This window comes from Streptomyces sp. NPDC040718, assembly GCF_055593565.1.
Genome location: NZ_JBVIXO010000002.1, coordinates 74,134 through 100,017, shown reverse-complemented (window position 1 = coordinate 100,017; position 25,884 = coordinate 74,134). Strand labels below are relative to the sequence as shown.

Annotated in this window: 22 protein-coding genes and 1 tRNA gene; 9 read left to right on the top strand and 14 right to left on the bottom strand. The window is 71.4% G+C overall.

Annotation, left to right across the window (positions count from 1 at the left end):
* Positions 1 to 43 precede the first annotated feature (43 nt).
* The 7 genes from ACZ597_RS05700 to ACZ597_RS05670 all read left to right on the top strand — a co-directional run bounded on the left by ACZ597_RS05700 (position 44) and on the right by ACZ597_RS05670 (position 11,680).
* Positions 44 to 1,558: a DUF7059 domain-containing protein gene (locus ACZ597_RS05700; RefSeq protein ID WP_471325424.1), complete on the top strand. Its 1,515-nt coding sequence runs from the start codon at positions 44 to 46 to the stop codon at positions 1,556 to 1,558.
* Between the two features lie 124 nt (positions 1,559 to 1,682).
* Entirely contained in the window at positions 1,683 to 1,880 is a 198-nt protein-coding gene (locus ACZ597_RS05695; protein ID WP_471325421.1) for a hypothetical protein, read from the top strand.
* A gap of 276 nt (positions 1,881 to 2,156) precedes the next feature.
* Complete coding sequence (topA, locus tag ACZ597_RS05690) at positions 2,157 to 4,985, top strand: type I DNA topoisomerase (protein WP_471325419.1); 2,829 nt, start codon at positions 2,157 to 2,159, stop codon at positions 4,983 to 4,985.
* Between the two features lie 340 nt (positions 4,986 to 5,325).
* Positions 5,326 to 8,484, top strand: coding sequence for a dTMP kinase (gene tmk, locus ACZ597_RS05685; protein WP_471325416.1), 3,159 nt, complete (start codon positions 5,326 to 5,328; stop codon positions 8,482 to 8,484).
* Between the two features lie 105 nt (positions 8,485 to 8,589).
* Positions 8,590 to 9,801 (top strand): DNA polymerase III subunit delta', encoded by a 1,212-nt coding sequence (locus tag ACZ597_RS05680; RefSeq protein ID WP_471325414.1) that lies wholly within the window; start codon positions 8,590 to 8,592, stop codon positions 9,799 to 9,801.
* A 167-nt stretch (positions 9,802 to 9,968) separates the two neighbouring features.
* The gene (locus ACZ597_RS05675) at positions 9,969 to 11,501 is read left to right on the top strand and encodes an alpha/beta hydrolase (protein WP_471325411.1); all 1,533 of its coding nucleotides are present in this window, start codon (positions 9,969 to 9,971) and stop codon (positions 11,499 to 11,501) included.
* Between the two features lie 105 nt (positions 11,502 to 11,606).
* A tRNA-Thr gene (locus ACZ597_RS05670) sits at positions 11,607 to 11,680 on the top strand.
* Positions 11,681 to 11,724: 44 nt separating this feature from the next.
* Here the strand turns inward: ACZ597_RS05670 and ACZ597_RS05665 are convergent.
* A complete protein-coding gene (locus tag ACZ597_RS05665) occupies positions 11,725 to 13,494 on the bottom strand; it encodes a tyrosine-type recombinase/integrase (protein ID WP_471325408.1) in 1,770 nt (589 codons plus the stop codon).
* The gene (locus tag ACZ597_RS05660; protein WP_471325405.1) at positions 13,495 to 14,226 is read right to left on the bottom strand and encodes a hypothetical protein; all 732 of its coding nucleotides are present in this window, start codon (positions 14,224 to 14,226) and stop codon (positions 13,495 to 13,497) included.
* A gap of 121 nt (positions 14,227 to 14,347) precedes the next feature.
* Between ACZ597_RS05660 and ACZ597_RS05655 the strand changes: the two genes are divergently transcribed.
* On the top strand, positions 14,348 to 14,584 hold the full coding sequence (locus ACZ597_RS05655; protein WP_471325402.1) for an integrase: 237 nt from the start codon (positions 14,348 to 14,350) through the stop codon (positions 14,582 to 14,584).
* 57 nt (positions 14,585 to 14,641) lie between these two features.
* Here the strand turns inward: ACZ597_RS05655 and tgmC are convergent, their stop codons facing one another.
* From tgmC to ACZ597_RS05625, 6 genes are all read right to left on the bottom strand, one after another.
* Positions 14,642 to 15,802, bottom strand: a complete 1,161-nt coding sequence (tgmC, locus tag ACZ597_RS05650; protein ID WP_471325399.1) for an ATP-grasp peptide maturase system methyltransferase — start codon at positions 15,800 to 15,802, stop codon at positions 14,642 to 14,644.
* Complete coding sequence (gene tgmB / locus ACZ597_RS05645) at positions 15,799 to 16,764, bottom strand: ATP-grasp ribosomal peptide maturase (RefSeq protein ID WP_471325396.1); 966 nt, start codon at positions 16,762 to 16,764, stop codon at positions 15,799 to 15,801. The genes tgmC and tgmB overlap by 4 nt, the downstream gene beginning before the upstream one ends.
* A gap of 1 nt (position 16,765) precedes the next feature.
* A complete protein-coding gene (tgmA, locus tag ACZ597_RS05640; protein ID WP_471325393.1) occupies positions 16,766 to 17,029 on the bottom strand; it encodes a putative ATP-grasp-modified RiPP in 264 nt (87 codons plus the stop codon).
* 244 nt (positions 17,030 to 17,273) lie between these two features.
* Complete coding sequence (locus tag ACZ597_RS05635) at positions 17,274 to 17,444, bottom strand: hypothetical protein (protein ID WP_471325390.1); 171 nt, start codon at positions 17,442 to 17,444, stop codon at positions 17,274 to 17,276.
* A 593-nt stretch (positions 17,445 to 18,037) separates the two neighbouring features.
* The gene (locus ACZ597_RS05630) at positions 18,038 to 18,538 is read right to left on the bottom strand and encodes a hypothetical protein (RefSeq protein WP_471325387.1); all 501 of its coding nucleotides are present in this window, start codon (positions 18,536 to 18,538) and stop codon (positions 18,038 to 18,040) included.
* On the bottom strand, positions 18,532 to 18,945 hold the full coding sequence (locus ACZ597_RS05625; RefSeq protein ID WP_471325384.1) for an ATP-binding protein: 414 nt from the start codon (positions 18,943 to 18,945) through the stop codon (positions 18,532 to 18,534). Before ACZ597_RS05625 ends, ACZ597_RS05630 begins: the two co-directional genes overlap by 7 nt.
* 136 nt (positions 18,946 to 19,081) lie before the next feature.
* Between ACZ597_RS05625 and ACZ597_RS05620 the strand changes: the two genes are divergently transcribed.
* Positions 19,082 to 20,434, top strand: coding sequence for a transcriptional regulator (locus tag ACZ597_RS05620; protein WP_471325381.1), 1,353 nt, complete (start codon positions 19,082 to 19,084; stop codon positions 20,432 to 20,434).
* A 66-nt stretch (positions 20,435 to 20,500) separates the two neighbouring features.
* Here the strand turns inward: ACZ597_RS05620 and ACZ597_RS05615 are convergent, their stop codons facing one another.
* The 6 genes from ACZ597_RS05615 to ACZ597_RS05590 all read right to left on the bottom strand — a co-directional run bounded on the left by ACZ597_RS05615 (position 20,501) and on the right by ACZ597_RS05590 (position 25,877).
* Positions 20,501 to 20,755, bottom strand: coding sequence for a hypothetical protein (locus ACZ597_RS05615; RefSeq protein WP_471325378.1), 255 nt, complete (start codon positions 20,753 to 20,755; stop codon positions 20,501 to 20,503).
* On the bottom strand, positions 20,752 to 21,015 hold the full coding sequence (locus ACZ597_RS05610; RefSeq protein ID WP_471325375.1) for a hypothetical protein: 264 nt from the start codon (positions 21,013 to 21,015) through the stop codon (positions 20,752 to 20,754). The genes ACZ597_RS05615 and ACZ597_RS05610 overlap by 4 nt, the downstream gene beginning before the upstream one ends.
* A gap of 76 nt (positions 21,016 to 21,091) precedes the next feature.
* Positions 21,092 to 21,886 carry a peptidoglycan-binding protein gene (locus tag ACZ597_RS05605; protein ID WP_471325373.1) on the bottom strand — a complete coding sequence of 265 codons (795 nt, stop codon included), beginning with the start codon at positions 21,884 to 21,886 and terminating at the stop codon, positions 21,092 to 21,094.
* Positions 21,887 to 21,956: 70 nt separating this feature from the next.
* Positions 21,957 to 23,528: a hypothetical protein gene (locus tag ACZ597_RS05600; protein ID WP_471325370.1), complete on the bottom strand. Its 1,572-nt coding sequence runs from the start codon at positions 23,526 to 23,528 to the stop codon at positions 21,957 to 21,959.
* A gap of 244 nt (positions 23,529 to 23,772) precedes the next feature.
* A complete protein-coding gene (locus ACZ597_RS05595) occupies positions 23,773 to 24,771 on the bottom strand; it encodes a hypothetical protein (RefSeq protein WP_471325368.1) in 999 nt (332 codons plus the stop codon).
* Complete coding sequence (locus ACZ597_RS05590) at positions 24,771 to 25,877, bottom strand: hypothetical protein (RefSeq protein ID WP_471325366.1); 1,107 nt, start codon at positions 25,875 to 25,877, stop codon at positions 24,771 to 24,773. The genes ACZ597_RS05595 and ACZ597_RS05590 overlap by 1 nt, the downstream gene beginning before the upstream one ends.
* Positions 25,878 to 25,884: the final 7 nt, after the last annotated feature.

Below are 25,884 nucleotides of genomic sequence, written 5' to 3'. Positions count from 1 at the left end.
GGGGCTCGTACGGAATGTCGGCCCCAGCGGCCACAATGGTCGGGTGAGTACCACCAGCCTTCCCACGCCCGACCACGCCGCCGAGCTCCGCGAGGCGTTCCTCGCCGCGGGGTTCACCGCCGACGGACTGCTCGACCTGCTCGGCGCCCCCGCCTACGCCGCGCTGGCCCGCAGCGAGACGGTCCCCGCCCTGCGCGCCACCCGCGTCGCGGGCGACGACGCGCTCGCGAGCCTGATCCGGCTGTTCCTGCTCCAGCAGCCCGAGCCGTACGTGCACGCGGCCGCCGCGCTGCCCGTCGAGGCCGCCATCGCCGACGGCTGGCTGCGCTGGGAGGGCGACGAGGTGCACGCGACCGTCGACGTACGCCCGTACGGCGGCCCCGACGGCGAGGACTGGTTCATCGTCTCGGACCTCGGCTGCGCCGTCGGCGGCGCCGGCGGGATCGGCAGCCGAGAGGAGGGCGTGGTGCTCGGCGTCGGGGGCGCCTCCACGACCCTGGCCGGAATCACCGTGCCCGTTCCCGTCGGCTCGGCCCTCGACCTCGGCACCGGATCCGGGATCCAGGCGCTGCACGCCGCCCAGCACGCCACCCGGGTCACGGCGACCGACGTCAACCCGCGCGCCCTGGAGTTCACCCGTCTGACGCTGGCCCTCTCCGGGGCGCCGGAGGCCGAACTGCTGGCGGGCTCGCTGTTCGAACCCGTGGGCGACACCGCGTACGACCTGATCGTGTCGAACCCGCCCTTCGTGATCTCGCCCGGCGCCCGGCTCACGTACCGGGACGGCGGCATGGGCGGCGACGACCTGTGCCGGACGCTGGTCCAGCAGGCGGGGGCCCACCTCAACCCGGGCGGGTACGCGCAGTTCCTCGGCAACTGGCAGCACGTGGAGGGGGAGGACTGGCGCGATCGGGTCCGCTCCTGGGTGCCGCGCGGCTGCGACGCCTGGATCGTGCAGCGTGACGTGCAGGACGTGACGCAGTACGCGGAGCTGTGGCTGCGCGACGCGGGCGACCACCGCACGGATCCGGCCGAGTACGCGGCGAGGTACGAGGACTGGCTCGACGAGTTCGACGCCCGCAAGACCAAGGCCGTCGGCTTCGGCTGGATCACCCTGCGCCGTACCGACGCGGCCGAGCCCTCGATCGTGGTCGAGGAGTGGCCGCACTCGGTGGAGCAGCCGCTCGGCGAGGCGGTCCTCGCGCACTTCGCCCGCCAGGACTACCTGCGCGACCACGACGACGCGGCCCTGTTGGCGGGGTACTTCCAGCTGACCGCGGAGGTCGTCCAGGAGCAGGTCGGCGCGCCGGGCGCGGAGGATCCGGAGCACGTGGTGCTCCGGCAGAACCGGGGGATGCGCCGCGCCACCAAGGTGGACACGGTCGGCGCCGGCTTCGCCGGAGTGTGTGACGGCTCACTCAGCGCGGGCCGGATCCTGGACGCGATCGCTCAGCTGGTGGAAGAGGATCCGGTCGTCCTGCGGGACCGGACCCCGGAGGCGATCCGGATGCTGGTCGAGCAGGGGTTCCTGGAGCCGGTGCAGGGCCCCGCCCAGTAGCCGGCGGCTGTCGGCGCCGTGATGTAACCCGGGGTTCGCCTGCTGTACCCCCTCGGGTGGCAGGCTCCCGGGCAGCGGGGGATCCGGGGGGATCCCCGAGCGGCCCGGGGGAAAGGGGAACGGCATGGAACGCGGTCCGGCGATCTTCGCGGCAGCCGTGTTCCTGCTGTTCGGAGCCGCTCTGCTGGTCTGGACGGGGGCGCGCGCCAGGCACCGGGCGCCGGTGGCCGAAGGCGTGCGCCCCGTCGTGGCCGTACCGCTGGCCGTACTGGCCGGCGCGGGCTCGCTGGCCCTCGGCGCCTGGTGCCTCCAGCGCTTCTGAAGCGGACACCGCCGACGTTCTCCACCAGGGTGTGAAACCCGACGTCGCGACCGGTGCGGGTGCGGGGCCAGACGGCCCCCGAGCCACCCTGCCCGGTGACCGGGAGGGCCCCGGCGCGGCATCCGGGCGGCAGAAATGGCACTTGTCGGGTTACCGTTCGAGTGGCCGTTGCGGGCTTGTGCCGTTTGACACGGGGGCGGGTTGTACCGTCACACTCCGCAGCGTCGTCGTACCGCGACCGAGTGCCGACCGTGCCGACCGGAGAGAAGAGCCAAGTTGTCCCCGACTAGCGAGACCGCAAAGGGCGGCCGCCGACTCGTCATCGTCGAGTCCCCTGCCAAGGCGAAGACGATCAAGGGCTACCTCGGCCCGGGATACGTCGTCGAGGCGAGCGTCGGGCACATCCGCGACCTCCCGAACGGCGCGGCCGAGGTCCCCGACAAGTACACCGGCGAGGTCCGCCGTCTCGGCGTGGACGTCGAGCACGACTTCGCACCGATCTACGTGGTCAACGCGGACAAGAAGGCGCAGGTCAGGAAGCTCAAGGACCTGCTCGCCGAGTCCGACGAACTCTTCCTCGCCACCGATGAGGACCGCGAGGGCGAAGCCATCGCGTGGCACCTCCAGGAAGTCCTCAAGCCCAAGGTCCCCGTCCACCGGATGGTCTTCCACGAGATCACCAAGGACGCGATCCGCGACGCCGTCGCCAACCCGCGCGAGCTGAACCAGCGGATGGTCGACGCCCAGGAGACCCGCCGCATCCTCGACCGCCTCTACGGTTACGAGGTCTCGCCGGTCCTGTGGAAGAAGGTCATGCCGCGCCTGTCGGCCGGCCGCGTCCAGTCCGTCGCCACCCGCCTCGTCGTCGAGCGCGAGCGCGAGCGCATCGCCTTCCGCTCCGCCGAGTACTGGGACCTGACCGGCACCTTCTCCACCGGCCGCGCCGGTGACGCCTCCGACCCGTCGACCCTGGTCGCCCGCCTGAACACGGTGGACGGCAAGCGCGTCGCGCAGGGCCGTGACTTCGGCGCGAACGGGCAGCTCAAGAGCGAGGTGCTGCACCTCGACGAGGCGAACGCCCGGGCGCTGGCCGCCGCGCTGGCCGAGACCTCGTTCGCCGTCCGTTCGGTCGAGTCCAAGCCGTACCGCCGCTCCCCGTACGCCCCCTTCCGCACGACGACGCTCCAGCAGGAGGCCTCGCGCAAGCTGGGCTTCGGTGCGAAGGCGACGATGCAGGTGGCGCAGAAGCTGTACGAGAACGGCTTCATCACCTACATGCGTACGGACTCCACCACGCTCTCCGACACCGCGGTGTCGGCGGCGCGGGCGCAGGTCACCCAGCTCTACGGCGCCGACTACCTGCCGGAGAAGCCGCGCGTCTACGCGGGCAAGGTCAAGAACGCCCAAGAGGCGCACGAGGCGATCCGGCCTTCGGGTGATCGTTTCCGCACCCCCGCCGAGACGGGCCTGACCGGCGACCAGTTCCGCCTGTACGAGCTCATCTGGAAGCGGACCGTCGCCTCCCAGATGAAGGACGCGACCGGCAACTCGGTGACCGTGAAGATCGGCGGCCGGGCGTCGGACGGGCGGGACGCCGAGTTCAGCGCCTCCGGCAAGACGATCACCTTCCACGGCTTCATGAAGGCGTACGTCGAGGGCGCGGACGACCCGAACGCCGAGCTCGACGACCGCGAGCGGCGGCTGCCGCAGGTCGCCGAGGGCGACGCGCTGACGGCCGAGGAGATCACGGCCGACGGCCACTCCACCAAGCCGCCGGCCCGCTACACCGAGGCCTCGCTGGTCAAGGAGCTGGAAGAGCGGGAGATCGGCCGCCCGTCGACGTACGCGTCGATCATCGGCACGATCCTCGACCGCGGCTACGTCTTCAAGAAGGGCACGGCCCTCGTGCCGTCCTTCCTGTCGTTCGCCGTGGTGAACCTGCTGGAGACGCACTTCGGCCGGCTCGTCGACTACGACTTCACCGCCAAGATGGAGGACGACCTCGACCGCATCGCGCGGGGCGAGGCCCAGTCCGTGCCGTGGCTGAAGCGGTTCTACTTCGGCTCGGAGGACGCCTCGGAGGTCGTACCGGCCGACGGCGACCACCTCGGCGGCCTGAAGGAGCTGGTCACGGACCTCGGCGCGATCGACGCCCGGGAGATCTCCTCCTTCCCGGTCGGCGACGGCATCGTGCTGCGCGTCGGCCGCTACGGGCCGTACGTGGAGCGGGGCGAGAAGGACGCGGAGGGCCACCAGCGGGCCGACGTGCCGGACGACCTGGCTCCGGACGAGCTGACGGTCGAGTACGCGCAGGAGCTGTTCGCGAAGCCGAGCGGCGAGTTCGAGCTGGGCGCCGACCCGGTGAGCGGCAACCAGATCGTCGCCAAGGACGGCCGCTACGGGCCGTACGTGACGGAGATCCTGCCCGAGGGCACGCCGAAGACCGGCAAGAACGCGGTCAAGCCGCGGACGGCCTCGCTCTTCAAGTCGATGTCCCTGGACACGGTCACCCTGGAGGACGCCCTCAGGCTGATGTCGCTGCCGCGCGTGGTCGGCGCCGACGCGGAGGGCGTGGAGATCACGGCCCAGAACGGCCGCTACGGCCCGTACCTGAAGAAGGGCACGGACTCGCGCTCCCTGGAGACCGAGGACCAGCTGTTCTCGATCACCCTGGACGAGGCCCTGGCGATCTACGCGCAGCCGAAGCAGCGGGGCCGGGCCGCGGCCAAGCCGCCGCTGAAGGAGCTGGGCACCGACCCGGTGAGCGAGAAGCCGGTGGTGGTCAAGGACGGCCGCTTCGGGCCGTACGTGACGGACGGCGAGACGAACGCGACGCTGCGGCGGGACGACGACGTCGAGACGATCACGCCGGAGCGGGGCTACGAGCTGCTCGCGGAGAAGCGGGCCAAGGGGCCGGCGAAGAAGACCGCGAAGAAGGCACCCGCGAAGAAGGCGCCGGCCAAGAAGGCCCCGGCGAAGAAGGCCGCCGCGACGAAGACCGCCGCGGCGAAGAAGACGACGGCGGCCGCCAAGAAGACGACGGCTGCGAAGAAGACGACGGCGGCGGCGAAGAAGGCCGCCGCGTCCGCCCCGGCGGACGAGTAGCCGACGGCTCTGGGGTCGGGGCCGGGGACACCGCTGCGCGGACTGCTCCCCGCCCCGCCCCCGGACCCCCGCGCCTCAGACGCCGGCGGGGCTGGATCTCACGCAGCGAAGATTCCGGCCCGCGCTGGGGGCACCTCCCAGCGGTAGCAGGGGGAGTTTGAGCGCAACGGGGCCAGGGGCGGAGCCCCTGGGAACGGTGGAAGGGCGGGTAGGGGATCCCGCACCGCACAGCGGCCCACCCCGCGGGCCCGGGGCGCAGCCCGGAAGGTGGGTGCCGGGTCACACCCGGCGTCGTCCACAGGCCCCCGCAACGGCCAAGCGCAGCGGATAGGCTGGGCGGATGACGCGAGCCGAGCAGCCGACGGTCGTGACCGACTCCGAGAAGCCCACCTACGACGAAGCCCTGGCCGCGGACTCCCGCGAGCGAGCGGTGCGCGCCCTGCTGCGCACACCCGGGCTGCGCCGGCTGTGGAGCGCCCAGCTGGTGAGCGGCATCGGCGACGCCCTCGCCCTGCTGGTCCTGGTGCTGCTGACCCTCCAGGCGGCCGTCACCGCCGGCCCCGAGGGCCTGTTCGGCGGCGGCTACCGGGGCGCGGCCTTCGCCGTCGCCTCCGTCTTCGCGGTGCGCGTCCTCGCCACCGTCCTGTTCGGCGCGGTCCTGCTCGGGCCGCTGGCCCAGCTCACGGCCCCCGGCGGCAAGCTGGACCGCCGCTGGACGATGGTCGCCGCCGACGCGCTGCGGATCGGGCTGTTCGTCGTCGCCCCGCTGTGGCTCGACTGGATCCCGGCGCACGCCACGACCGCGCTGCTGGCCACCGTGTTCGTCTCCGGCGCCGCCGAGCGGGTGTGGACGCTGGCCAAGGAGAGCGCCGCGCCCGCGCTGCTGCCGGCGCCGCCGCCGGAGGGGGCGACCGTACGGCCCCTCCCCGACCACCTCGACGCCCTGCGGCGGCTCTCGCTGCGCACCGCCTTCGCGGCGATGCCCGTGGCGGCCGCCGCGCTGCTCGCCGCGACGCTGATAGGGCGGGCGCTGGGCCTGGGCGTGGACTGGTTCGCCGCGAACCAGGCGGCGCTGGGCTCGTACGTGGCCGCCGGCCTGTTCGCCGCGTCCGTCTCGCTGCTCGTCCCGCTGACGCTGCCGGCCGTGAAGACCCCGAGGCCGCGTTCCCCGCTGGAGGGCCTGCGGGCCCCCAGGGCGGGCGACCGGCCCGAGAAGGGCCGTACGGGCGCGGTCCGGCTGCTCGTGGCGGCCTGCGCCGCCGTCGCCGGAGCGGTCGCCTTCGCCGCGTCCGTCTCCGTGCTGCACGCCTTCGACCTGGGCGGCGGCCCGGCCGCGTACGCCCTGCTGGTGCTCGCCCTCGTCGGCGGCACCGCCCTGGGGATCCGCGCCACACAGGCCGGGAAGGTGCTGCCCGGGCTGTCCCGGCGCCGGCTGCTGGCCCTGGCCATGGCCGTGGCCGGGCTGGCGCTGCTGCTGACCGGGCTGGTCTCCGACACGGCGACCGTGCTGTTCCTGGCGCTGCTCGCGGGCACCGCCGCGGGCGTGGCGGCCAACACCGGGCACACCCTGCTCGACCAGGAGACCGAGGAGTTCCGCCGGGCCAGGGTCACCGAGCACCTCCAGGCCGTGGTCCGCGTGGCGGTCGCCCTCGGGGCGGTCGCCGCCCCGCTGCTGGCCGCGGCGATCGGCCCGCACCGCCTCGGCGGCGGGCAGGTCGGCCACTCGTACGGCGGCGCCGGCTACGCACTGATGCTGGCCGGCGCGCTGCTGCTGCCCGTCGCGGCGGTGGTCCTGGCCAAGGCCGACGACCGGGGCGGCGTGCCGCTGCGCCGCGACCTGCGCGAGGCGCTGCGCGGCGGGGAGCCCGCACAGGCCCCGCCCGCGACCGGGTTCTTCATCGCCCTGGAGGGCGGCGACGGGGCCGGCAAGTCCACCCAGGTGCAGGCCCTGGCCGACTGGATACGGGGCAAGGGCCACGAGGTCGTCGTGACCCGCGAGCCGGGTGCCACCCCGGTCGGCAAGCGGCTCCGCTCGATCCTGCTGGACATCTCCTCCGCCGGGCTGTCGAACCGCGCCGAGGCCCTGCTGTACGCCGCCGACCGCGCGGAGCACGTGGACTCGCTGGTCAGGCCCGCCCTGGAGCGCGGCGCGGTGGTCATCACCGACCGCTACATCGACTCCTCGGTGGCCTACCAGGGGGCCGGGCGCGACCTGTCCCCGACCGAGATCGCCCGTATCTCCCGCTGGGCCACCGGCGGACTCGTGCCGAACCTGACCGTGCTGCTCGACGTGTCCCCGGAGACCGCCCGGGAGCGGTTCACGGAGGCACCGGACCGGCTGGAGTCCGAGCCGACCGAGTTCCACCAGCGGGTGCGGGCCGGGTTCCTGACGCTCGCCGCGGCCGACCCCGGGCGCTACCTCGTGGTCGACGCCGGGCAGGACCCCGGCTCGGTGACCACCGTCGTACGCCACCGCCTGGACCGGATGCTCCCGCTCTCCGAGGCCGAGGTGGCCGCGCAGATCGAGGCCCGCAGGCTCGCGGAGGAGGAGGCCCGCCGCAAGGCCGAGGAAGAGGCCGCGCGCAAGGCGGAGGAAGCCCGGCTGCGCGCCGAGGAGGAGGCCCGCCTGGCCCGGGAGGCCGAGGAGGCCCGGCTGCGCGCCGAGGCCGAGGCGGCCCGCCGCGCGGAGGAGGAGCGGCTGCGCGCCGAGGAGGAGGCCCGGGCCCGGGCGGAGGCCGAGCGGCTGCGTGCCGAGGCCGAGCAGAAGGCCCGCGCCGCCGAACGGGAGCGGATCCGGCTCCAGGAAGCGGAGGAGGCCCGGCTGCGTGCCGAGGCCGACGAGCGGCGGCTGGAGAAGCAGCGGCGTGCCGAGGAGGCCCTGCTGCGGGCGGAGGAGGCGCGTCGGCTCGCGGAGGCGTCGGCGGCCGCCGCGGCTGCCGCATCGGCCGCCAGGGCTTCGGCGGCCACTGCTCCGGCCGCAGCGTCCGAGGAGCCCGCGCCGAAGGTCGTGATGCGCAAGGAGCCGCTGCCGGACGAGGCCGTCACGGTCGAGACCCCGGTGGTCCGGCGGTTCGTGCAGCCCGACGACGTGACCCAGACCGTTCCGGTACCCAAGATCGACCCGCGCGCCCCGCGTCCCGTGGACGAGACGGCCGTGCTGCCGCCCGTGCGGCCTGATGGACCCGCGGGGGACCAGGTCCGGTCGGCCCCGTCGGGGCGTACCCGTCCGGCGGAGCGGCCGACGGCCCCCCACTCGCAGGAGGCCCCGGCGGACCGGGTGCCGCCGGGCATCTTCCGGGACTCCGGGAACGACGTGACCCGCGAGCTCCCCGTGGTCGGCGACGACGGCCGGCAGCGCCGGGCCCCGTCCGACTGGGCGGAGGCGACCCCGATGGACGACCTGCCGACCCTGGCGGACGAGCTGCTGGGCCCGCGCCCGGACGACGAGGACGGCCAGGACGACGCCGACGGGCGGGGCAGGCCGCGCCGCCGCCGCTGACGGGGCGCGCGGTTCACGGAAAGTGACCGCGGGCGGGGATTGTCAGTGGCGGGCGCCACAATGTGAGCAGGCAGTGTCGACGGAGAGTGAAAGGCGGTGGGCGGCATGCCCGTGTGGGAAGACCTGGTGGGTCAGGAGCGCGTGCAGACGCAGCTGGCCGCCGCCGCCCGGGACGCCGACGCCCTCGTCACGGCCGCCGCGCAGGGGACCCCGCCGCCGCCCGCGTCCAAGATGACCCACGCCTGGCTGTTCACCGGCCCGCCCGGCTCCGGCCGGGCCACCGCCGCCCGCGCCTTCGCGGCGGCCCTCCAGTGCGTCAGCCCGGACCGCGCCCTCGGCGGTGAACCGGGCTGCGGATTCTGCGACGGCTGCCACACCACCATGGCCGGGACCCACGCCGACGTGGAGATCGTACGCACCGACCTGCTGTCCATCGGCGTGAAGGAGACCCGCGACCTGGTCCGCCGGGCCCAGCTCTCGCCCGCCGTGGGGCGCTGGCAGGTCATCGTCCTGGAAGACGCCGACCGGCTCACCGAGGGCGCGGGCAACGTCCTCCTCAAGGCCGTGGAGGAGCCCGCTCCGCGGACGGTGTGGCTGCTGTGCGCGCCCTCCCTGGAGGACGTGCTGCCCACGATCCGCTCCCGCTGCCGGCACCTGACCCTGACCACCCCGTCCGTGGCGGCGGTGGCCGACCTCCTGGTGCGCCGGGACGGCGTGGAGCCGGCCGCGGCGGCGGCCGCCGCCCGCGCGACGCAGGGCCACATCGACCGGGCCCGCAGGCTCGCCACCGACGAGGCCGCCCGGTCCCGCCGCGCCGCCGTCCTCAGGCTCCCGCTCCGCGTGGACGACGTGGGCGGCTGCCTGAAGGCCGCGCAGGAGCTGGTCGACGCCGCCGCGGAGGACGCCAAGCAGGTCGCGGAGGAGGTCGACACCAAGGAGACCGAGGAGCTGAGGGCCGCGCTCGGCGCCGGAGCGGGCGCGGGCGGCCGGCTGCCCCGCGGCACCGCCGGGGTGATGAAGGAGCTGGAGGACCGCCAGAAGCGCCGCCGCACGAGGACCCAGCGCGACAGCCTCGACCTCGCCCTGACCGACCTCACCGGCTTCTACCGGGACGTGCTGGCCCTCCAGCTCGGCTCGGCGGTGGCCATCGCCAATGAGGACATACGGCCGGACCTCGACCGGATCGCCCGCGCCTCCGGCCCCGAGCGCACGCTGCGGCGCATCGAGGCGGTGATCGCCTGCCGGCAGGCCCTCGACCGGAACGTGGCGCCGCTGCTCGCGGTGGAGGCCATGACGATGGCGCTCCGCGCGGGCTGACCGTCCGCGAGCCGGTACACGACCCCGGTTCACCCGTACGAGCGGTCCCGGCGGGACGCTGCGGGGGCCCCGTCCGTACGGGGCGCCCGGTCAGTGCCCGGTCGGGGGACGACCGCCCGGGTCCCGCGCGCCGGACGGGGCCCGTCGCCAGCACGTAGGCTCGCGGCATGGACACCAGGCGCCTGCTGCGTACCGCCGGAACCGTGATCGCAGCCGCCGGGCTGCTGGTCTCCGGATGCACCTCCGGGGGTCCGGAGCCGGCCGCCTCGGCCGAGCCCACCACCGTCCCGGACGCCCTGCGCCCGTACTACGACCAGAAGCTGAATTGGCGCGACTGCGGTGTCCCCGGCTTCCAGTGCTCCACCATGAAGGCGCCGCTGGACTACGCGGATCCCGGCTCCGGGCAGGACGTCGAGCTCGCCGTGGCCCGCCGGCCGGCCACCGGGCCGGGCAAGCGGCTGGGCTCCCTGGTGGTCAACCCGGGCGGCCCCGGCGGTTCCGGCATCGGCTACCTCCAGGCGTACGCGGGCATCGGCTACCCGGCCGCCGTGCGCGCCCAGTACGACATGGTCTCCTTCGACCCGCGCGGGGTGGCCCGCAGCAGCCCGGTCGAGTGCCTGACCGGCCCGGCGATGGACCGCTTCACCCAGGTGGACCAGACCCCGGACGATCCGGCGGAGCGCGCGAAGCTGGTGGCCGCGTTCGAGGAGTTCGCGGCGGGCTGCGAGACCCGCTCGAAGCGGGTCCTGCCGCACGTCTCCACCGTGGACGCCGCCCGGGACATGGACATGCTCCGCGCGGTCCTGGGCGACGAGAAGCTGAACTACGTCGGAGCCTCGTACGGCACCTTCCTCGGCGCCACGTACGCGGACCTCTTCCCGGGCCGTGTGGGCCGGCTGGTCCTGGACGGCGCGATGGACCCGACCCGGTCGTCCCTCGACCTGAACCGCGACCAGACGGCGGGCTTCGAGACCGCCTTCCGCTCCTTCGCGAAGGACTGCGCGAAGCAGCCCGACTGCCCGCTGGGCCAAGGGAGCCCGGAGGCGGTGGCGCAGCGCCTGAAGGAGTTCTTCCGCAAGGTCGACGCCCAGCCGGTCCCGTCGGGCGACCCGGCCCGCCCGCTGGGCGAGGCCCTCGCGACGACGGGCGTGATCGCGGCCCTGTACGACGAGAGCGCCTGGCCGCAGCTGCGCGAGGCCCTGGCCGCCGCGATGGACGGCGACGGCGCCGGCCTGCTGGCCCTCGCCGACAGCTACTACGAGCGCGAGGCGGACGGCTCGTACGCGAACCTCATGTACGCCAACGCCGCCGTGAACTGCCTGGACCAGCCGCCGGCCTTCAGCGGCCCCGACGCGGTGGACGCCGCGCTGCCCTCCTTCGAGAAGGCCTCCCCGGTCTTCGGCGCCGGGCTGGCCTGGGCCTCCCTGAACTGCGCGTACTGGCCGGTGAAGGCCACGGGCGCGGCGAAGCCCCTGAAGGCGGCGGGCGCGGCCCCGATCGTGGTGGTCGGCACGACCCGCGACCCGGCGACCCCGTACAAGTGGGCCCAGTCCCTGGCCGGCCAGCTGGAGTCGGGCACGCTCCTCACGTACGACGGGGACGGCCACACCGCGTACGGCCGCGGCAGCGAATGCATCGACACGGCGATCAACCGCTACCTCCTCCAGGGCCAGCCCCCGGCGGACGGCAAGCGCTGCTGACCCCGCCCGGCCGCCCCGGTTCGGGGCACCGGGTTTAACCCTGTAGACTTGGCGCCGCTGCTGATGAGAGCCTCCCTCCGAGGGAATTCTTGTCTTCCCAGCGGTGCCGCCTTAGCTCAGTTGGCCAGAGCAACGCACTCGTAATGCGTAGGTCTCGGGTTCGAATCCCGAAGGCGGCTCTAGAAGAACCCTAGGACTCACTCGCCGTGACCTGGGGTTTTTCTTATGCCCCGACCAAGCGGGGGCGGAACGCGATGATCTTCGCACCCTCATGTGAGGCCGTCGTGAGGCCATCCGGTTCCGGAACCTCGGCCGTGCGCGCGGCGAGGTGGGCCAGAGCCAACCGCGCGAGCTCCTCCACTGGGCGACCTTCCTGCTCGGCCGCGCCAGCAATCTGCGCGACGAGCTGATCGAGAACCGACTGCGCCGCCTGCTCGACGGTGGGCTCGGCCGGGTCCGGATCGGGTTCCGGTGCGGGCCGACGAGCCCCGCCACGCGGCACCATGGCGGCGGTTGCCTCGGCGGCGTCGGCCGCCTGCTTGGGCATGACGGACTGATAGATGTCGTGCGTGACACGGGTCTCACTGTGGCCGAGGGTCTCGGACACGATCTTGATGTCGACGCCGGCGGCGAGCATGAGCGAGGCGGCGACGTGTCGCAGGTCGTGCAGTCGGATCGGCGGGAGTCCAGCGAGCTCGACGAGCTTCTCGAACTGGTCGGTCAGCCACCCCGGGTGAATCCACTCCCCGTTTTCGCGGGTGAACAGCCGGCCCGACTCGACCCATGCCTCGCCCCACGCGATCCGGTCGACGTCCTGGCGCACGCCCTCGGCTTCGAGAATCTCGTCTGTGTAGTCGTCGATCGAGATCACGCGCTCGCCTGCGTTGGTCTTCGGCGCGCTCTCCCTTACCTCCCATCCGTCCTGCACGAGCTGTGTCGCGATGGTCATCAGCCGGGACGCACGGGCATAGTCGGCCTTGCGGACGCCGCACGCCTCGCCGCGGCGCAGGCCCCGGAACGTGATCAGGTGGAACACGCCGTACAGGCGCTGTTTCGTGTCCGCGAGGAAGTCGAGGAACTGCCCGGCCTGCTCGGGAGTCCAGACCATGACCGCCGAGGGCCGGACGCCCGTCCGCAGCCACTCCTCGACCCGCTCGGCCGTCCAGACGAGCGCCTTGGGGCGCTGTACGGTCGGCAGCTCGACGTATGAGGCGGGGTTGAAGGTGACCGCCCCGCGCCCGATCGCGACGTTCAGAGCGGCGCGCAGGGTGTCGCGGATGTGCTTCTGAGTCGCGGGGTTGGTCACCCGGCGGAATGGCGGCATAGCCTCGATGGCGGCTTTGAGCGCCTTCCGTCGCGCGCGGTTCTCCTGCCCCTTCCACGGGATCGCTTTAAGCTCGTCAACGGCCGTGCGCCGCATCACGTTCGCTTCGAGGATCTCCTCGTTGGTCTCGGCGATCCCTTCGAACATGCCGTCGAGGTGCTGCACCGTGAGGCGGTCGAGGCGGATGTGCCCGATCCGGGGTTTCAGGTGGCACCGCAGGTCGACCTCGTACCGGTCCGCGCCGCTCTTGCGGAGCGCCTTCTTTCCGGCGAGCCACAGGTCGAGCCACTCGGCGACGGTCATGTGCTGGGTCAGTGACTGCCCGGTCGCGAACCTCCTCTTGGTCTCGTCATAGTCGGGGATGTCCTCCCCAGTCGCCGAGACCGTTTCGAGCAGGTCGGCGATCCGGCGGCGCCCGTCGGGGTCGGTCTTCCTGTCGGCGATGTCGAGCAGCGCGGCGAGCGCCGTCATGTCCGCCGTCGCGTCGGTCTTGGTCTTGTAGCCCATGCGGCGGAAGCGCCGGCGGGTGCCGTCCTCTCGGACTGGCAGCTCAAGAACCAAGCTGAATATGCCGTGTGTTCGCTGCGAGAGCTTGGGGCAGGCGGCGCCGAGCTGCTTGTCGGTTACCGCGTCGCGGCATCCGCAGCGCTTCGTGATCTGTCCGCTCATCTAGTCGTCTTCCTCCGGTGTTACCGAGTCGGGGTTGTCGAGCATGGCGAGCCCCTTCATGTCCTCGATCCAAATCGCTGGTAGGCGGGGGACCGTAAGACCTGCTCGGGTCATCTCGTCGATGTGGTAGGCGAGTTGTTCAAGGTGTTCGAAGTAGTCCTGTCGGGTGTCGGTGGCACGCTCCTTGTCTCGCACGGGTTCGTCGCCCGCCCTCATGGCGCGTCGGTGCGCCTTGTCGACGGCGAACCGACGGCGCTCGAACTCGGGGTACAGGGAGGCGGTGTACGCCGCTTGAGCCCACGCGGCGGACCACCTCGGACCGCTCTCGGTGATTGACCGGGGCTCGGTGTAGTACCGGCCGTTGGTCGGGCCCGAGAGTGTGGGCGTCTCCTCGCCCGTCCACCACCGCCACACGGTGTGCGGCGGGCGCGGGTCGGCGGCCGGAACCGTGGGCACGGTCTCGTCGCTCCCAACGGGGAGGGCGAGCAGCAGGGGAGGGACCGCGAGGGCGAGGCCGAGCACGAGGAGCTCGTCGACCGTCACCTCACGGCGTCGGCGCCCATCGGGCTTTCGTCGGCCCGACTCGATGCTGACGAGCGCCGCATAGGTGAGCTCGTTGGCGCCGAGACGGGCGCACTCGGCGGCGAGCCGCTCGCGGGTCATCTTGAGGCGGTCTCGGTGCTGGCGCACCTGATCGCCGATGGTGTCGCTTGCCGTGAGGTGATTGTGCATACAGCACAGCTAACTTTGCCTGTTGCACAATGTCAATCATTGTCGTTACGTTGTTGATCTCAACCAGCAATGCCGGTTGGCCAGGTCAGAGCCTGTGCGCCGGACGCAACGAGGGGGCCGAATGGGCGACGAAGAGCAGGGGATGACACACGAGGAACTGATGGCTCTGCCGGTCGCGGTCACGCTGGACACGGCGAACAGGGCACTACTGCTCGGCCGGACAACGGGATACACCCTTGCCCGATGTGGGAAGTACCCCGTCCCGTTGCTGCGCCACGGACGGCAGTACCGGGTCGCACGCGCCCACCTGCACCGGCACCTCGGCGTCGCGGCCGAGGCGCCATCCGGAACCGAGTGACGGCATGGCTCCGCCCGCCGGGCGAGTACGCCGGCGGGCGGGGGGAATCCCGGGGGCTCAGATGGGCAGCGTCCAGCTTGATCCGTGAGGCACGTCGAGCCAGACCTTTTGAGTGTCTGGGGTGATCGTCACTCCGAAGTCGCTGAGGTGCGGCGAGCCGTAGCTCTGCCACTCCATGATTGCGTCCTCGATGGAGGTCCACAGGTTGAGCGGCCCACGCTGGACCGCGATCCAGCCTTTCCCGTCGGCTGCCGGTCGAGTCCGTGCCTGCGAACCAGTGGCCACGTCGAGCAGGATCTGCTCGGCGCCCATGCCGAGGCGCTCGGCCGAGGGGGCGGCGAGCTGTCCGACGAACCGGCCCGTCCAGTCATCGAGCAGGGCAGGGTCGATCCGGCTCGGCCGCTCCTCTCCGGGCAGCAGCTCGAACGGCCCGTGCGGCGGCCGGTCATGGGGGCGGGCGATCATGAATGAGGTGTACCCGGGCAGGAAGCGGCCTTCCGCGACGCCGTTCCCCTCGACCGAGAGGCGGACAAGACCATGGGCGACGCTCCAGCCGGACAGGGTGACGAGCAGCGTTCCCCCGGTTTCGATCTGTTGTAGCAGGCCGTAGGGAATGTGCCGCATGGAACAGAACGCGATCACGATGTCGTACGGGGCCCGCTCGGGGTACCCGCGCAGGCCATCGGCCGTGACGAGCGTCGGAGCGTATCCCGCCTCGGCGAGCGCCTTCCGAGCGCGCTCCGCCGCGGCGGGGTCGGTCTCGACCGAGGTGACGTTCTCCTCGCCTGCCACCTCGCAGGCGTAGGCGGTCGAAAGGCCCGTTCCGGCCCCGATGATCAGCACGCGCTTACCTCGGGCGACACCCGCCTGCTCGATCATCCAGAGCACGACGCCCGGCAGGGTCGAGGATGACGTCGGGCTGCCTCCGGTCACGGGACCGGTGGCGTCCTCGGCGAGCACTCCGTCGAGCTGCGTCACCCACGTCTGATCCTGATAGGTGAGACGCAGCCACTCCTCGGTGGGGGTGTCATCTCGGCGGGTGGGCGTCCAGACCGTGACCCCCGGGGGGCTGCTTGGCTTGTAGATCGCGGGTCCGAGGAACACCTCGCGCGGAACGATCTCAGCCGCCCGTCGCACCTCGGGGTCGTGCAGCAGGCCGTCGGCGACGAGCTGCTCGACGAGTCGGAGCCGCAGCGCGGCGGCGATCTCAGTGGTCATGCGGTGTCGCCCTTCTGGAGGGTGTCGGCGAGTGCGCTCGCGATGGCACGGGTTGTCGGCTCGTCGACGAACGCCCACTGCCCATTCGGGTTGCATTCGAGGAACCACCATCGACCGTCGGCGTCAAGGGTGAAGTCGAAAGCGCCGAAGCTGAGCCCGAACGCATGAAGGAACGCGCGCACAGCTTCGCGAACTGAACAGGGGACCGCGATCGGGGAGCAGGTGATCAGGGTTTGGTCCTGGCGCCAATCGAGGTGATCGCCGGCGGTGTCGATCCGGGTCGCGAACGCGTCATCCCCGACGGCGGCGAGACGAATGTCGGCGATCTTTGGGACGCAGGCTTGGAAGAGATGGGGGCAGAGGGCGATCGAGTCGTCGAGCTCGTCCGCTTGAACGGTGCGCACCCAGACGGTTCGGTTCCGTCCGTCCTCGCCGGCGAGGTGCACGCGGTGAATGGGCTTGTAGATCACGGGTCCGTGGTCGCCCGCGAACTTCCGGGCATCTGCCGGCACGTTTGTGATCAAGGTGTCGGGGAGCGTGAAGCCGAGGCGGGCCGCGGTGGCGAGCTGTAGTGCCTTGTTCTCGGCGTCGCGGTTCCGTGAGGGGTGGTTCACGTGCAGGGCCCCGGGAAGTGCAGTCAGCGCACCTAGGTAGCCGCTGCGCGATTGCTCAACCCCGAACCGCTGCTCGGGAGTCTCGGCCGCCTGCGGGTTGCTGAAGGGGCTTGGGCGGCGCCAGTACACAGAACGGACGCCGGATAGGTCGAGGTGCCGAGTCGAGGTGGTGAGATCCCCGGTGAAGGCGCCCCGTTCGATCCGAGCACTCATGCTGGCCGTATGGGGGAAGTCGGCGGCGGGGTCGAGCCGTACGGCCGGGATGCCCCGGCCGTACAGCTCTTCCATCACCAGATCCGCCGTGATGTCACCGAGCGCGGTGACGACGAGAACCGGTGCGTCGGTCATGTCAGTCCGAGTCGCTGTCGTCGGTGAGGTCGGAGTCGGCGGGCGGGGGCGGGTTGGGGCCCCCGCCGTCGGAGGACGTCGAGGTCTGGTTGGCCGTGGCCGTTCCGGTGCCGTGCCCACCCATCTCGACACGGTTGTCGTTCGCGTCGAAGTAGCGGGTCGTCTGGGTGTCCGGGTCGATCTCCGTACGGACGTACGGTACTGCGGTGATGCTGGGGTACAGCGCTAAGCGCGTGGTCCCCCACGGTGCAACTGCGGTGGTCATTGCATCTCCTGCTCTCTGATTAACGGTCACATGCTGTGAGTTGCCATACGGTGCGCTCTCCTCGGCGCGGCGACAAGGCCGCGCCGAGGCGGTTCCCCGTGTCGGGGAGGCGACGAGCCGGCCCCGACACGGGAGTGCTGGTGCGACCCTGACCCGGATGGTCGCCATGGGCGCCGCAATGCGGCGAGGGGTGAAGCAGTGTCCGGACGGTGGGGGCGCGGTCGACCGACCGCCCGGACGAGGTTTACTCGGGGAGTTCCGGCCGGTACGGGTAGAGCACCTGTCGGTCGTAACAGGCGTCTTCATCCGTGCAGACGACGGAGGAGAACCAGACGTCGTCGATGTCGTCGAGTTCCCGGGCGATGACGAGATCGTCTACGCGGGCCGCGACGTTGCAGGAGGTGCATTGGATCACCCGGGCGCCCGGTGGAGGTTCGACGCCCACTGGCAATGAGCCCCCGAGGCGCTCCCATGCATCCGGGGCTTTGGTTCGGAGGAAGCAAGCAGCCGCATCCCGGCAAGAGCGGCGTTTCGAGACCTGCTCGTGTTCGTCCTCATCGAACCAAACGAACGTCCCCGACTCGACCTCGTCGTGCGGCACGAGTGCCTCGCAGAGTCCGCACCGCTCAAGTACGGCGGACCTATCCACGGTGCACCACCGGGACTGGGGGCCGCACGTACGGTCGCAGGAAGTAGGCGTGTCCGTCGATCGGCGCCAGCCGGGCCCGTACGTGGGAAGGGAGCGGCCTGCGGGCATAGGCCGGGGGCGGCGGGAGGACCGAGGCGAGGCGCGGGGATGGCACCGGGCGCCGGCGGCAGTCAGATAAGCGCCGACGCGCGGTGCAGAGGGTCCGGCAGATGCCCGGCCCTAACCAGATCCAGAGGCAGGCGATAAAGTCGCGCATGTGTCGTCATCAGCTCCTTGTTAGCTGTTGGCGTCGCTGCCCGGCGGTCGTGTCCGCGGCCGTCGGGTCTTTGGATGTAGCGGTGGGAGTTGGTCCGTCGGCGTCAGACGGGCGGACCACCCACTCCGATGAACTTCCGGGAGGGCTCGGCCCGGGTCTTGCCGAGGAAGAGCCGTCCGCGCTGCGCCCCGTCCGACACGTACGGTCGGACGGCATCGAACGGCGTGCGTGGTAGCAGAGGGTCGAACCCGACTGCTACGGCAACCGGGGCGCCGGCCGTGACGAATCTCGACCACTCGGTGCTCACCGGGACGTAAACCGCGGTCTGGCAGCCGTTGAGACTCAGCACCGCGTATCGCCCGTGGACGGCGAGTCGAGGCCCGATGTCGGGAAGTTGCGCTGAGGGGTGGCCGAGTTCCAAAGCCGAGGCGAGCCCGCGCATACGGCCCTCGATGACTGCCGGCGACTCGCCTTCCCGACGAATGGGCGGATGAGCCAGCAGAAGAAACGCGACGTGACCAACCTCGGTGAGATCAATCCAGAACCAAACGCCGAGCGAGGCCAGCAGGCCGGCCGTCGGTGTGGGCACGCTCTCGATCAGCATGGGATCACGCCGATTGGTGTCTCGCGTCCCTGCGTCTTGAACTCCGTCCATACGGTCTTGCCGCACGGGTGGTGCGGCTCCACCCCCCATCCGTCCGCCAGTGACCACACGATCAGCAGCCCTCGCCCATCCGTGTCGTCATCACTCGGCCGCCCGAGGCGGGGAGCCCCCGCCCCTGCGTCGTGCACCTCGACACGCAGACGGCAGTCGTCGAGAGAGACCTCGACGACGAAATCACCGCGTGCGGCGTGGCGAACCGCGTTGGTCGCAAGCTCGGACAGGCAGAGCACCGCGTCGTCGGAGCGGTCGGAGATCGCCCACTCCTCCAGCACGCCACCTAAGAAGGAACGCGCCTCGGATACCGCGCCGACTGCACGCGGGAACCGCTGCGCCACCGATCTCGGCATGAGTTCAACCCCCTTGCCTGCGCCGTTGGTTCGAGCACTTAGGCAACCGGCAAGCCGACAGCGGGGGTACCGTCAGCGTGGGTGGCAAAGGGTGGCACTTGAAATAGCGCACCTCTCGGAGGGGTAGGTACCTAGCATGACGTCGCCGAACACTGACCTCGCGAGGTGGCTGGAACGATCCGGCATGAGCAACAAGGAGCTTGCTCGCCGGATCAAAACCGCAGCTCAGGTATGGGGGCAGCCGCATATCCAGCCGGACGCAACCGCCGTGCGTCGTTGGTTGAACGGGCTCCAGCCTCGCCCGCCGGTGCCCGAGATCATTGCCGACGTCATCTCTGGGCAGGTCGGATTCCGCGTCACTACCTACGACTTGGGCTTTCCCGAGGGCGGCATCGCCGACCGCTCCATCGTCTACAACCCCTCGTTCGCCGTTACGGTTGAAGCCGTTGCCGATTTGGGGAGGGCCGACGTGGACCGTCGTAAGTTCCTGGCAGCGGCGCCCTTTGCCGCCGTCGCCGCTGTTGGGCCGTCGCGAGACTGGCTACTCAACACGCTTGACCAGCAGCCCGAGCCGGGGCCACGTGTCCGGCTGGAAGACGTAACCGCCGTGAAGAACATGTTCGGCGAGTTTCAGAAGATGGACGTGCTGCAAGGCGGCGGATCGGGCCGCCTGATCTTGGCGCAGTACATGAACCAGCACGTCTATCCGCTGCTGCGTCGCACGCACGCGGAAGACGTTCGCCGGGCGCTCTGCGAGGCGGCGGCCGAGCAGACCTACCTTCTCGGGTGGATGAGCTACGACAACGGGGAGCACGGAACGGCACAGCGGTACTTGATCCAGTCGCTCCGCCTCGCGGAGGAATCCGGGAACGCCGCACTCGGCGCCCACGTCCTCGCCGGCATGGCTGACCAAGCGACGCTGCTCGGCAACCCGACTGAGGGCCGACGGTTGGCTCAGGCTGGCCGAGCAGGGCTCGGCAAGAGCGCGTCGGCTGCCTGCTTGGCCGACCTGTGGGCCCTCGAAGCTCGGGCCCTGGCGAAGCTCGGAGACAAGACGGCAGCGACTCGCGCAGTGACCGAGTCCGAGGCTGCGTACAACCGCGTGCAACTCCAGAACGAGCCGGAGTGGGCGGCGTTCATCGACCCCGCGTACCTCCACGGCGAGCACGCGAACACGTTCCGCGACCTCAAGGAATCCGACGCCGCCGAAGAGCACGCCCGCCAGTCCATCGACCATGCTCGCAAGCAGCGGCGAGCCCGCCGAGGTGCGATGTCGCAGGCCGCGCTCGCCGTCTCCCACCTGCAACGGGGAGACCTTGAAGCCGCGCACGCCGCCGGAGTGCGAACCCTGACGCTGTCGGGTCAGGTGAAGAGCTCGCGGTGCGTCGAGGCGGTACAGGACTTGCAGCGCCAGATGGAGCCGTTTGGTACTCACCGGCTCGTCGCCGACTTCAACGAGCGCGCCCGGGAACTGGTCGCCGCCGCCTAGAAAGACAGCCGACGCAAAACACCCGCCCCCGTGACCGGTCCAAAGCCGGTCACGGGGGCGGGGGCGTCAGCGGTTGGCGAGCTGCCAGAGGGTCAGCGCGACCCCGAGAACGGCGACCAGAGCGAGGACGCTCGGCAACGGCCATCGGGACCGTTCGAGTGCGTCGAGCCGCTGCTCGTGATCGGCGAGGCGGGTGTCGAGCTGATCGGAACGCTGCACGAGCAGGGCGAGCGCCCCGTCGAGACGGGCGAACCCGGTCTCGACGGTCGCCCGCAGCCTTTCGAGTTCTAGGGCGACATCGCCCGGGGTCGGGTCGGTCACGGGCGCCCGTCCCGGGTGCGGTCGAGGGCGATCAACTCGGCGTCGGCGCCGGGCGCGCTGCGCAGCCATCCGGGCAGCAGGTTCTCGACGACCGGAAGCGCCATCACCCGGGTTACGCCACCCGCGACGGCGAGGGCCAGGCCGACGCCAGCCGCGGTCTGCGGGATGCCCGAGGCGTCGATGATCAGGGGGAGTCCGGCCGCGAGGGCGAGCACGGTCTGCACCACGGTACGGACGGTGCGGCGAGTTGCATCGGTCATGGGTGTACCTCTCTTCTGTCCACAGGTTGGGGAAAGAGCGCACGCCCGCGGTCGGCGGGCGGGCGCGGGGGAGTGATCAGGCGTTGGGGACCTTGAGCGCGGCCCACGAGGTGGGGCCGGGCCACCCGTCGGCGTCGTCGCCGGAGTAGCCGAGGCTGCGCTGCCACGCGGCGTAGGACTGCCGGTCGGACTCGGTCCACTGGGGTCCGGGACCCTGCGAGTACCGGCTGCACCCGACCGCGACGAGGCGTCGGCCCATGGCGGTGATGATCGACGATCGGGGTTCGCCCTTGAACCACCCGACGCCCGGGAAGGGCTCGAACTGCGAGGTCGAGTTACCGCCCCCACTCCCACCCGGGCGCGGTGCGCCGCGCTGCACCCACGAGTACAGAGCCGGTCCCGGGCACGCGGTCGCGTAACCGTCGCGGTGGCCCTTGATTTCGGCGCCGGCGTCGCCGTCCTCGCGCAGCCATTCGATCGCGTCGCGCAGGCCGTCGAGCTGTGCGTCGGTGGGCGTGGTGAGTCCCTCGTCGCCGACCATGGCGCACACCGCGTAGTGGTTGGAGTTCAGCGACGCAGACCCGTTCGCACCGGTCCGGCGGTGCGCGCCGCGGCCCTCGTAGACATAGCCGTGCGGGCAGACCATCGCCGAGTACGCGATGTCGGAGTAGTCCTCTTCTCGGTTGGCGAGGTGGCTCGCCTGAATCGCTCGGACCCTGCCGGCGCACTGGCCGTGGTTCTCCGGGCGGGAGAGGGAGGCCGGTACGGGCGACCCCTCGTAATGAATCTTCACCCCGCGGGTGCTGCCGATGTAGGCGAGCGCGTAGCGGGAGGGGCGGGCGCCCCACTGGGCGCGACTGACGAACTTCAAAGGGCCCTCCGGGCATAGAAAAAGCCCCGGGCCACATCGGGCGCGGGGCGTGGAAATGGGGGCGGACGGGCTAGGCGGCCAAGCCGGTCCAGAACCTGTTTGACCCGTTCTCCATCGAGGTGAGGGTGAGCGAGGCCGGGGCGGTCGCGGCGCCGGTCGCGTAGGAACCGAAGCGGCGGACGTTGTTCAGCCCGAACACGTTGGGGGGCGCGCTGAAACTCGACTCGGCGACGAGCATCATGGGGCCGTCGCCGGTGCCGGTGTTGTACTGGAATCGCCACGCGACGTAGTACAGACCGGCCGCGGCGGAGTAAGCCGCGGTCAGCGGGACCGATACGGTTGCGCCGCCGGACGTGTGGACCTCGGCGGGCTCGGTTCCTGCGGTCGAAAGATCGGCGGTCTGCGCGACCCTGGTCCCGGCGGAGTTGTAGAGCGCGGCCCATGACCCACTCGTCAAGCCGCCGGCGTACCCGCCGAAGTGCCACACGATCTTGCCGACGGACGCGGCCGACCGCAGGTAGACGGCGGTGACCCTGATCGGGCCCGACCCGGGGTAGAGCGGGGCGGAGTGGCCGAGGACGGGGTCGAATGCCCACGTGAGCAAACCGAGGTCGCTGGCTCGGAACTCGCCCCCGCCGAGGGAGTCGACGTAGCCCTTGCGGGCGAGGTGGTTGTCGGCTGTCGGTGGGGCCGAGCTCGACGGCACGCTCGAAAAGGTCTTGGCGCCGGCGACGGTCTGGCTTCCACTGAGCAGGACGGCAGTACCCGCGGCTTCGGCGCCGACGTCCGCGGCGACGAGGGCGACTGTCCCGGTCTTTCCCGCGACCGAGGTCACCGGAATGCCGGACGGCTGCACGTAGCGTGCATCGGCCGCGGCCTGGTCGAGCGCGCCGACGTCGGCCGCGACGAGGACGACCGTCCCCGTTTTGCCGTTGACCGAGGCGACCGCGCCACCCGAGCTCGCAGGGAGTTGCGCGGCAAGTACCTTGCCGTCGGCGCCGAGGGTGGCGACACCGCCGGCGGTGCCGGCCGCACTCGCGGCGAGCGCCCCGAGGTCCGCCGGAGTGAGCGTGATCGCGGCGGCCGACTTGCCGTTGACCGACTGGACCACGCCCCCCGGGCCGACGCTACCGGTAAGGCCGGTATCGCCCTTGTCTCCTTTCGGGCCGCGGACGTTGCCGCGGGAGGTGCCCCAGCCGGTTCCGGTGTTCTGGAACAGATCGCCTGTGTCCGTGCGCAGCAGAACGTCGCCGGCGCGGGTGCCGGTGCTCGGCGTGCTGCCAGCGTTCAGGTACAGGGCGGAACCTCGGACGTCGCCGCCGAACTGCCCCCACAAGCCTGCGGTGCGCTGCCACGTCGAGACCGTGGTCGAGGTGAGCCCGAGGACGGTCGTCGATTCGTACCGCACGTACATGTCGCCGTCGGTACCGAGGCCGGCCGCGGGTGCGGCGGCCCCGGTGTAGATGCGGGAGCCGGGGGCGCCAGTCTCTCCGGTGTCCCCCTTGGGCCCGGGAACTCCGACAAAGTTCGGCTTGCTCGGGTCCGTGGGGGCGATGTCGGCGAGGTCGACCTCGGGCTGCACCTTGGGAAGCAGCACGTTGTAAGAGCGGCCGATCGGGATTCCCGAGAGCTGCTCGGTCACGACGTAGGCCCACCCGCCGGGGTCCATGTCGGGTGAGTCGGTGGCGGGCAGGGTGACCTCGATCCCGCCCTGCGCGTCGAGCTGTGCGACGACAGGGCCGCCGAGGATGACATCGGCCGTGGGGAAGGTGAGTTGTGCGGGAGCTCGGAAGATCAGCGAGCCCGACAGGGGGGTGCCGTCGGGGGCGAGGAAGCGCGCCCGGACGGTGACGGTCGGTATGGACGGGGGCAGCAGAGAAAGCCTCCTAATCGTCGATGGTGTGGAGGCCCGGCGCGGCGGACGGGCTCTTGGGCTGCTCGGCCTCGGTGATGCCGGAGGCTGCCTCTGGGGGCGGCGGTGGTGGCACGTACGGGTAGTCGGCGCCCTGCCCCGGGCTCGCGTCTGTCTCGGGTAGCCCGGTGTCGACCGCGGCGACCGCGGCACGGGCGGCGAGGCCCTGCGGCGGGGGGTCGGGGATGTCGTCTTTGGAGTAGCAGCGGCGGGTGAAGGCGCCGAGCAGGTTGCAGATCACGCCGCTCGTGCCGGACTTCTGGCGAACCTGCACGCGGAAGAACACCAGGTGCTCGAAGGTCGCGCGGTGCAGCGGGAAGGTGACCCATTCGGTCTTCCACGCGACCTCTTGCGCGGGTGCGGTCACGCTGAGGGTGGCGACGTTCGACCACCCCGTTTCGCCGCCGGTCCGGTACTGCACGACCACCTCGCAGGTGCTGCCCCCGCCCGCGCCGAATTCCAGCTCGATCGAGGCGACGGGGTTGTGCGCCTGCACGGTGGCGAACCAGACGTTCAGGAACGACGAGGACGTGATCACGTTGTCAACGGCGAGCCGTTGAAAGGGCAGCGGCAGGGCGGGGGCGCCGAGGAACCGGCCGCTCGTGGTGTCGTCGCTGAGGACGATGTTCCCCTCGCGGTCCCACAGGCTGATGGATTGAGTACCGGCGCCGCCGAGCTCGGCACTCGGCCACGCGAGGATGGAGAGCGCAAGGGTTCCGTCCTCGCGGTTCATCCAGAACCCTTGCTGAGAGGTCTTGTCGGGATGGTTGAAGTACGGCCCGAACGACCCCACCCGGAACAGGCCGGTCCCGGACGGTGACCACACTTCGAGCGAGCCGCCCTCGGCGATCTTGACGAGCCCGGACGTGATTTCGTTCAGCGCGGGTCTGATCTGCGCGCGGCCGGCGAGGGTGCGCACCTCGCGCTCAAGAGCGCGGATGCGGTCGAGTAGGTCAAGGGGGATCGCTGCCACTAGGCGGACTCCAAGCTGAGTTTGGCGGTCTCGGGGCGGCCCCGGACCGGCGGGGAGATCGCGAGGCCCACCACGCGGTACCGGCGGTCGAGGCCCTCGGCCCACCACAGATCGCGTATGCGTACGCGGACGGTGGCGCCGAGCAGGGCGGGAGAGAGCGGTGTGCGGTCGAGCGCGACCGTGATCTCGGGGATTGTCTGCGGGTGCAGTGCGGCGGCCAGGTCGGCGCGTGCATGTGCGTCGAGGGTGCTCTGCTCGGTCACGGTGCTGTAATCGCTGGTGCCGTCCAGCCGCGGCCATCCGGCTGCGAGCTGCTCGGTTGCTTCGAGCAGATCGGACATGATCGGCAGCGATTCTTTCGTCTGGTTGCGGTTGTCGCTCGCGCCCCGGGACTGCCACACGTTCGCCTGCACAGTGGCGTCGATGGGCCACCCGTACGAGAGGATCGGGCCCGGGTGGTCGAGGACCACCTCACTCGCCCCCGTCCGGATGACCGGGGCGCCGAGCTGCAAGCGTTTGATCCGTCGGCCGCTGCCCGGGTCGCGGTAGCTCGCGATCCGCCACTCGAACCCGCCCTCGACCGAGGCGAGTTGGTCGATCACCTCCCGGATGCGCGGAACGTCATACCGGCGAAAGGTCCGGTCCCGCAGCACGCCCGAGAGCTGCTCGGCGTCGTGCTCGATTCCGATGTCGCCGCCGGGGAGGCTCGCGGCATAGTCGAGCAGCCCTCGCACAAGGTCGAACTGATCAACTTGCAGGGCTTCTTGGGTGTGGAGGATTGCGCGGTGATCGAGGTACGACGCCCACCCGCCCGCCTGCACCTGTAGGCCGAGAAACCCGCGGCTGTTGCTCGTGAGCGAGGCGGTCCACAGCACACCGCCCCACCAGATTTCCGAGCCGCGCTCGATCCATACGGCCGTACGCCCCGGTTCGACCGCGGCGCGGGCACGGGCGGCGACGGCTCGGTTCGGCAGGGGGATCGTGGCCGAGGCGGCGCCCGCCTTGCCGATGTAGTCGTCGAGCGACACGTCGGTGATCGGTAGGACGTCGAGCACCTGGTCGCTGCGCAGGTCGCAGAGAACCACCCTGTACGTGGGGAAGGCCAACGGTCAC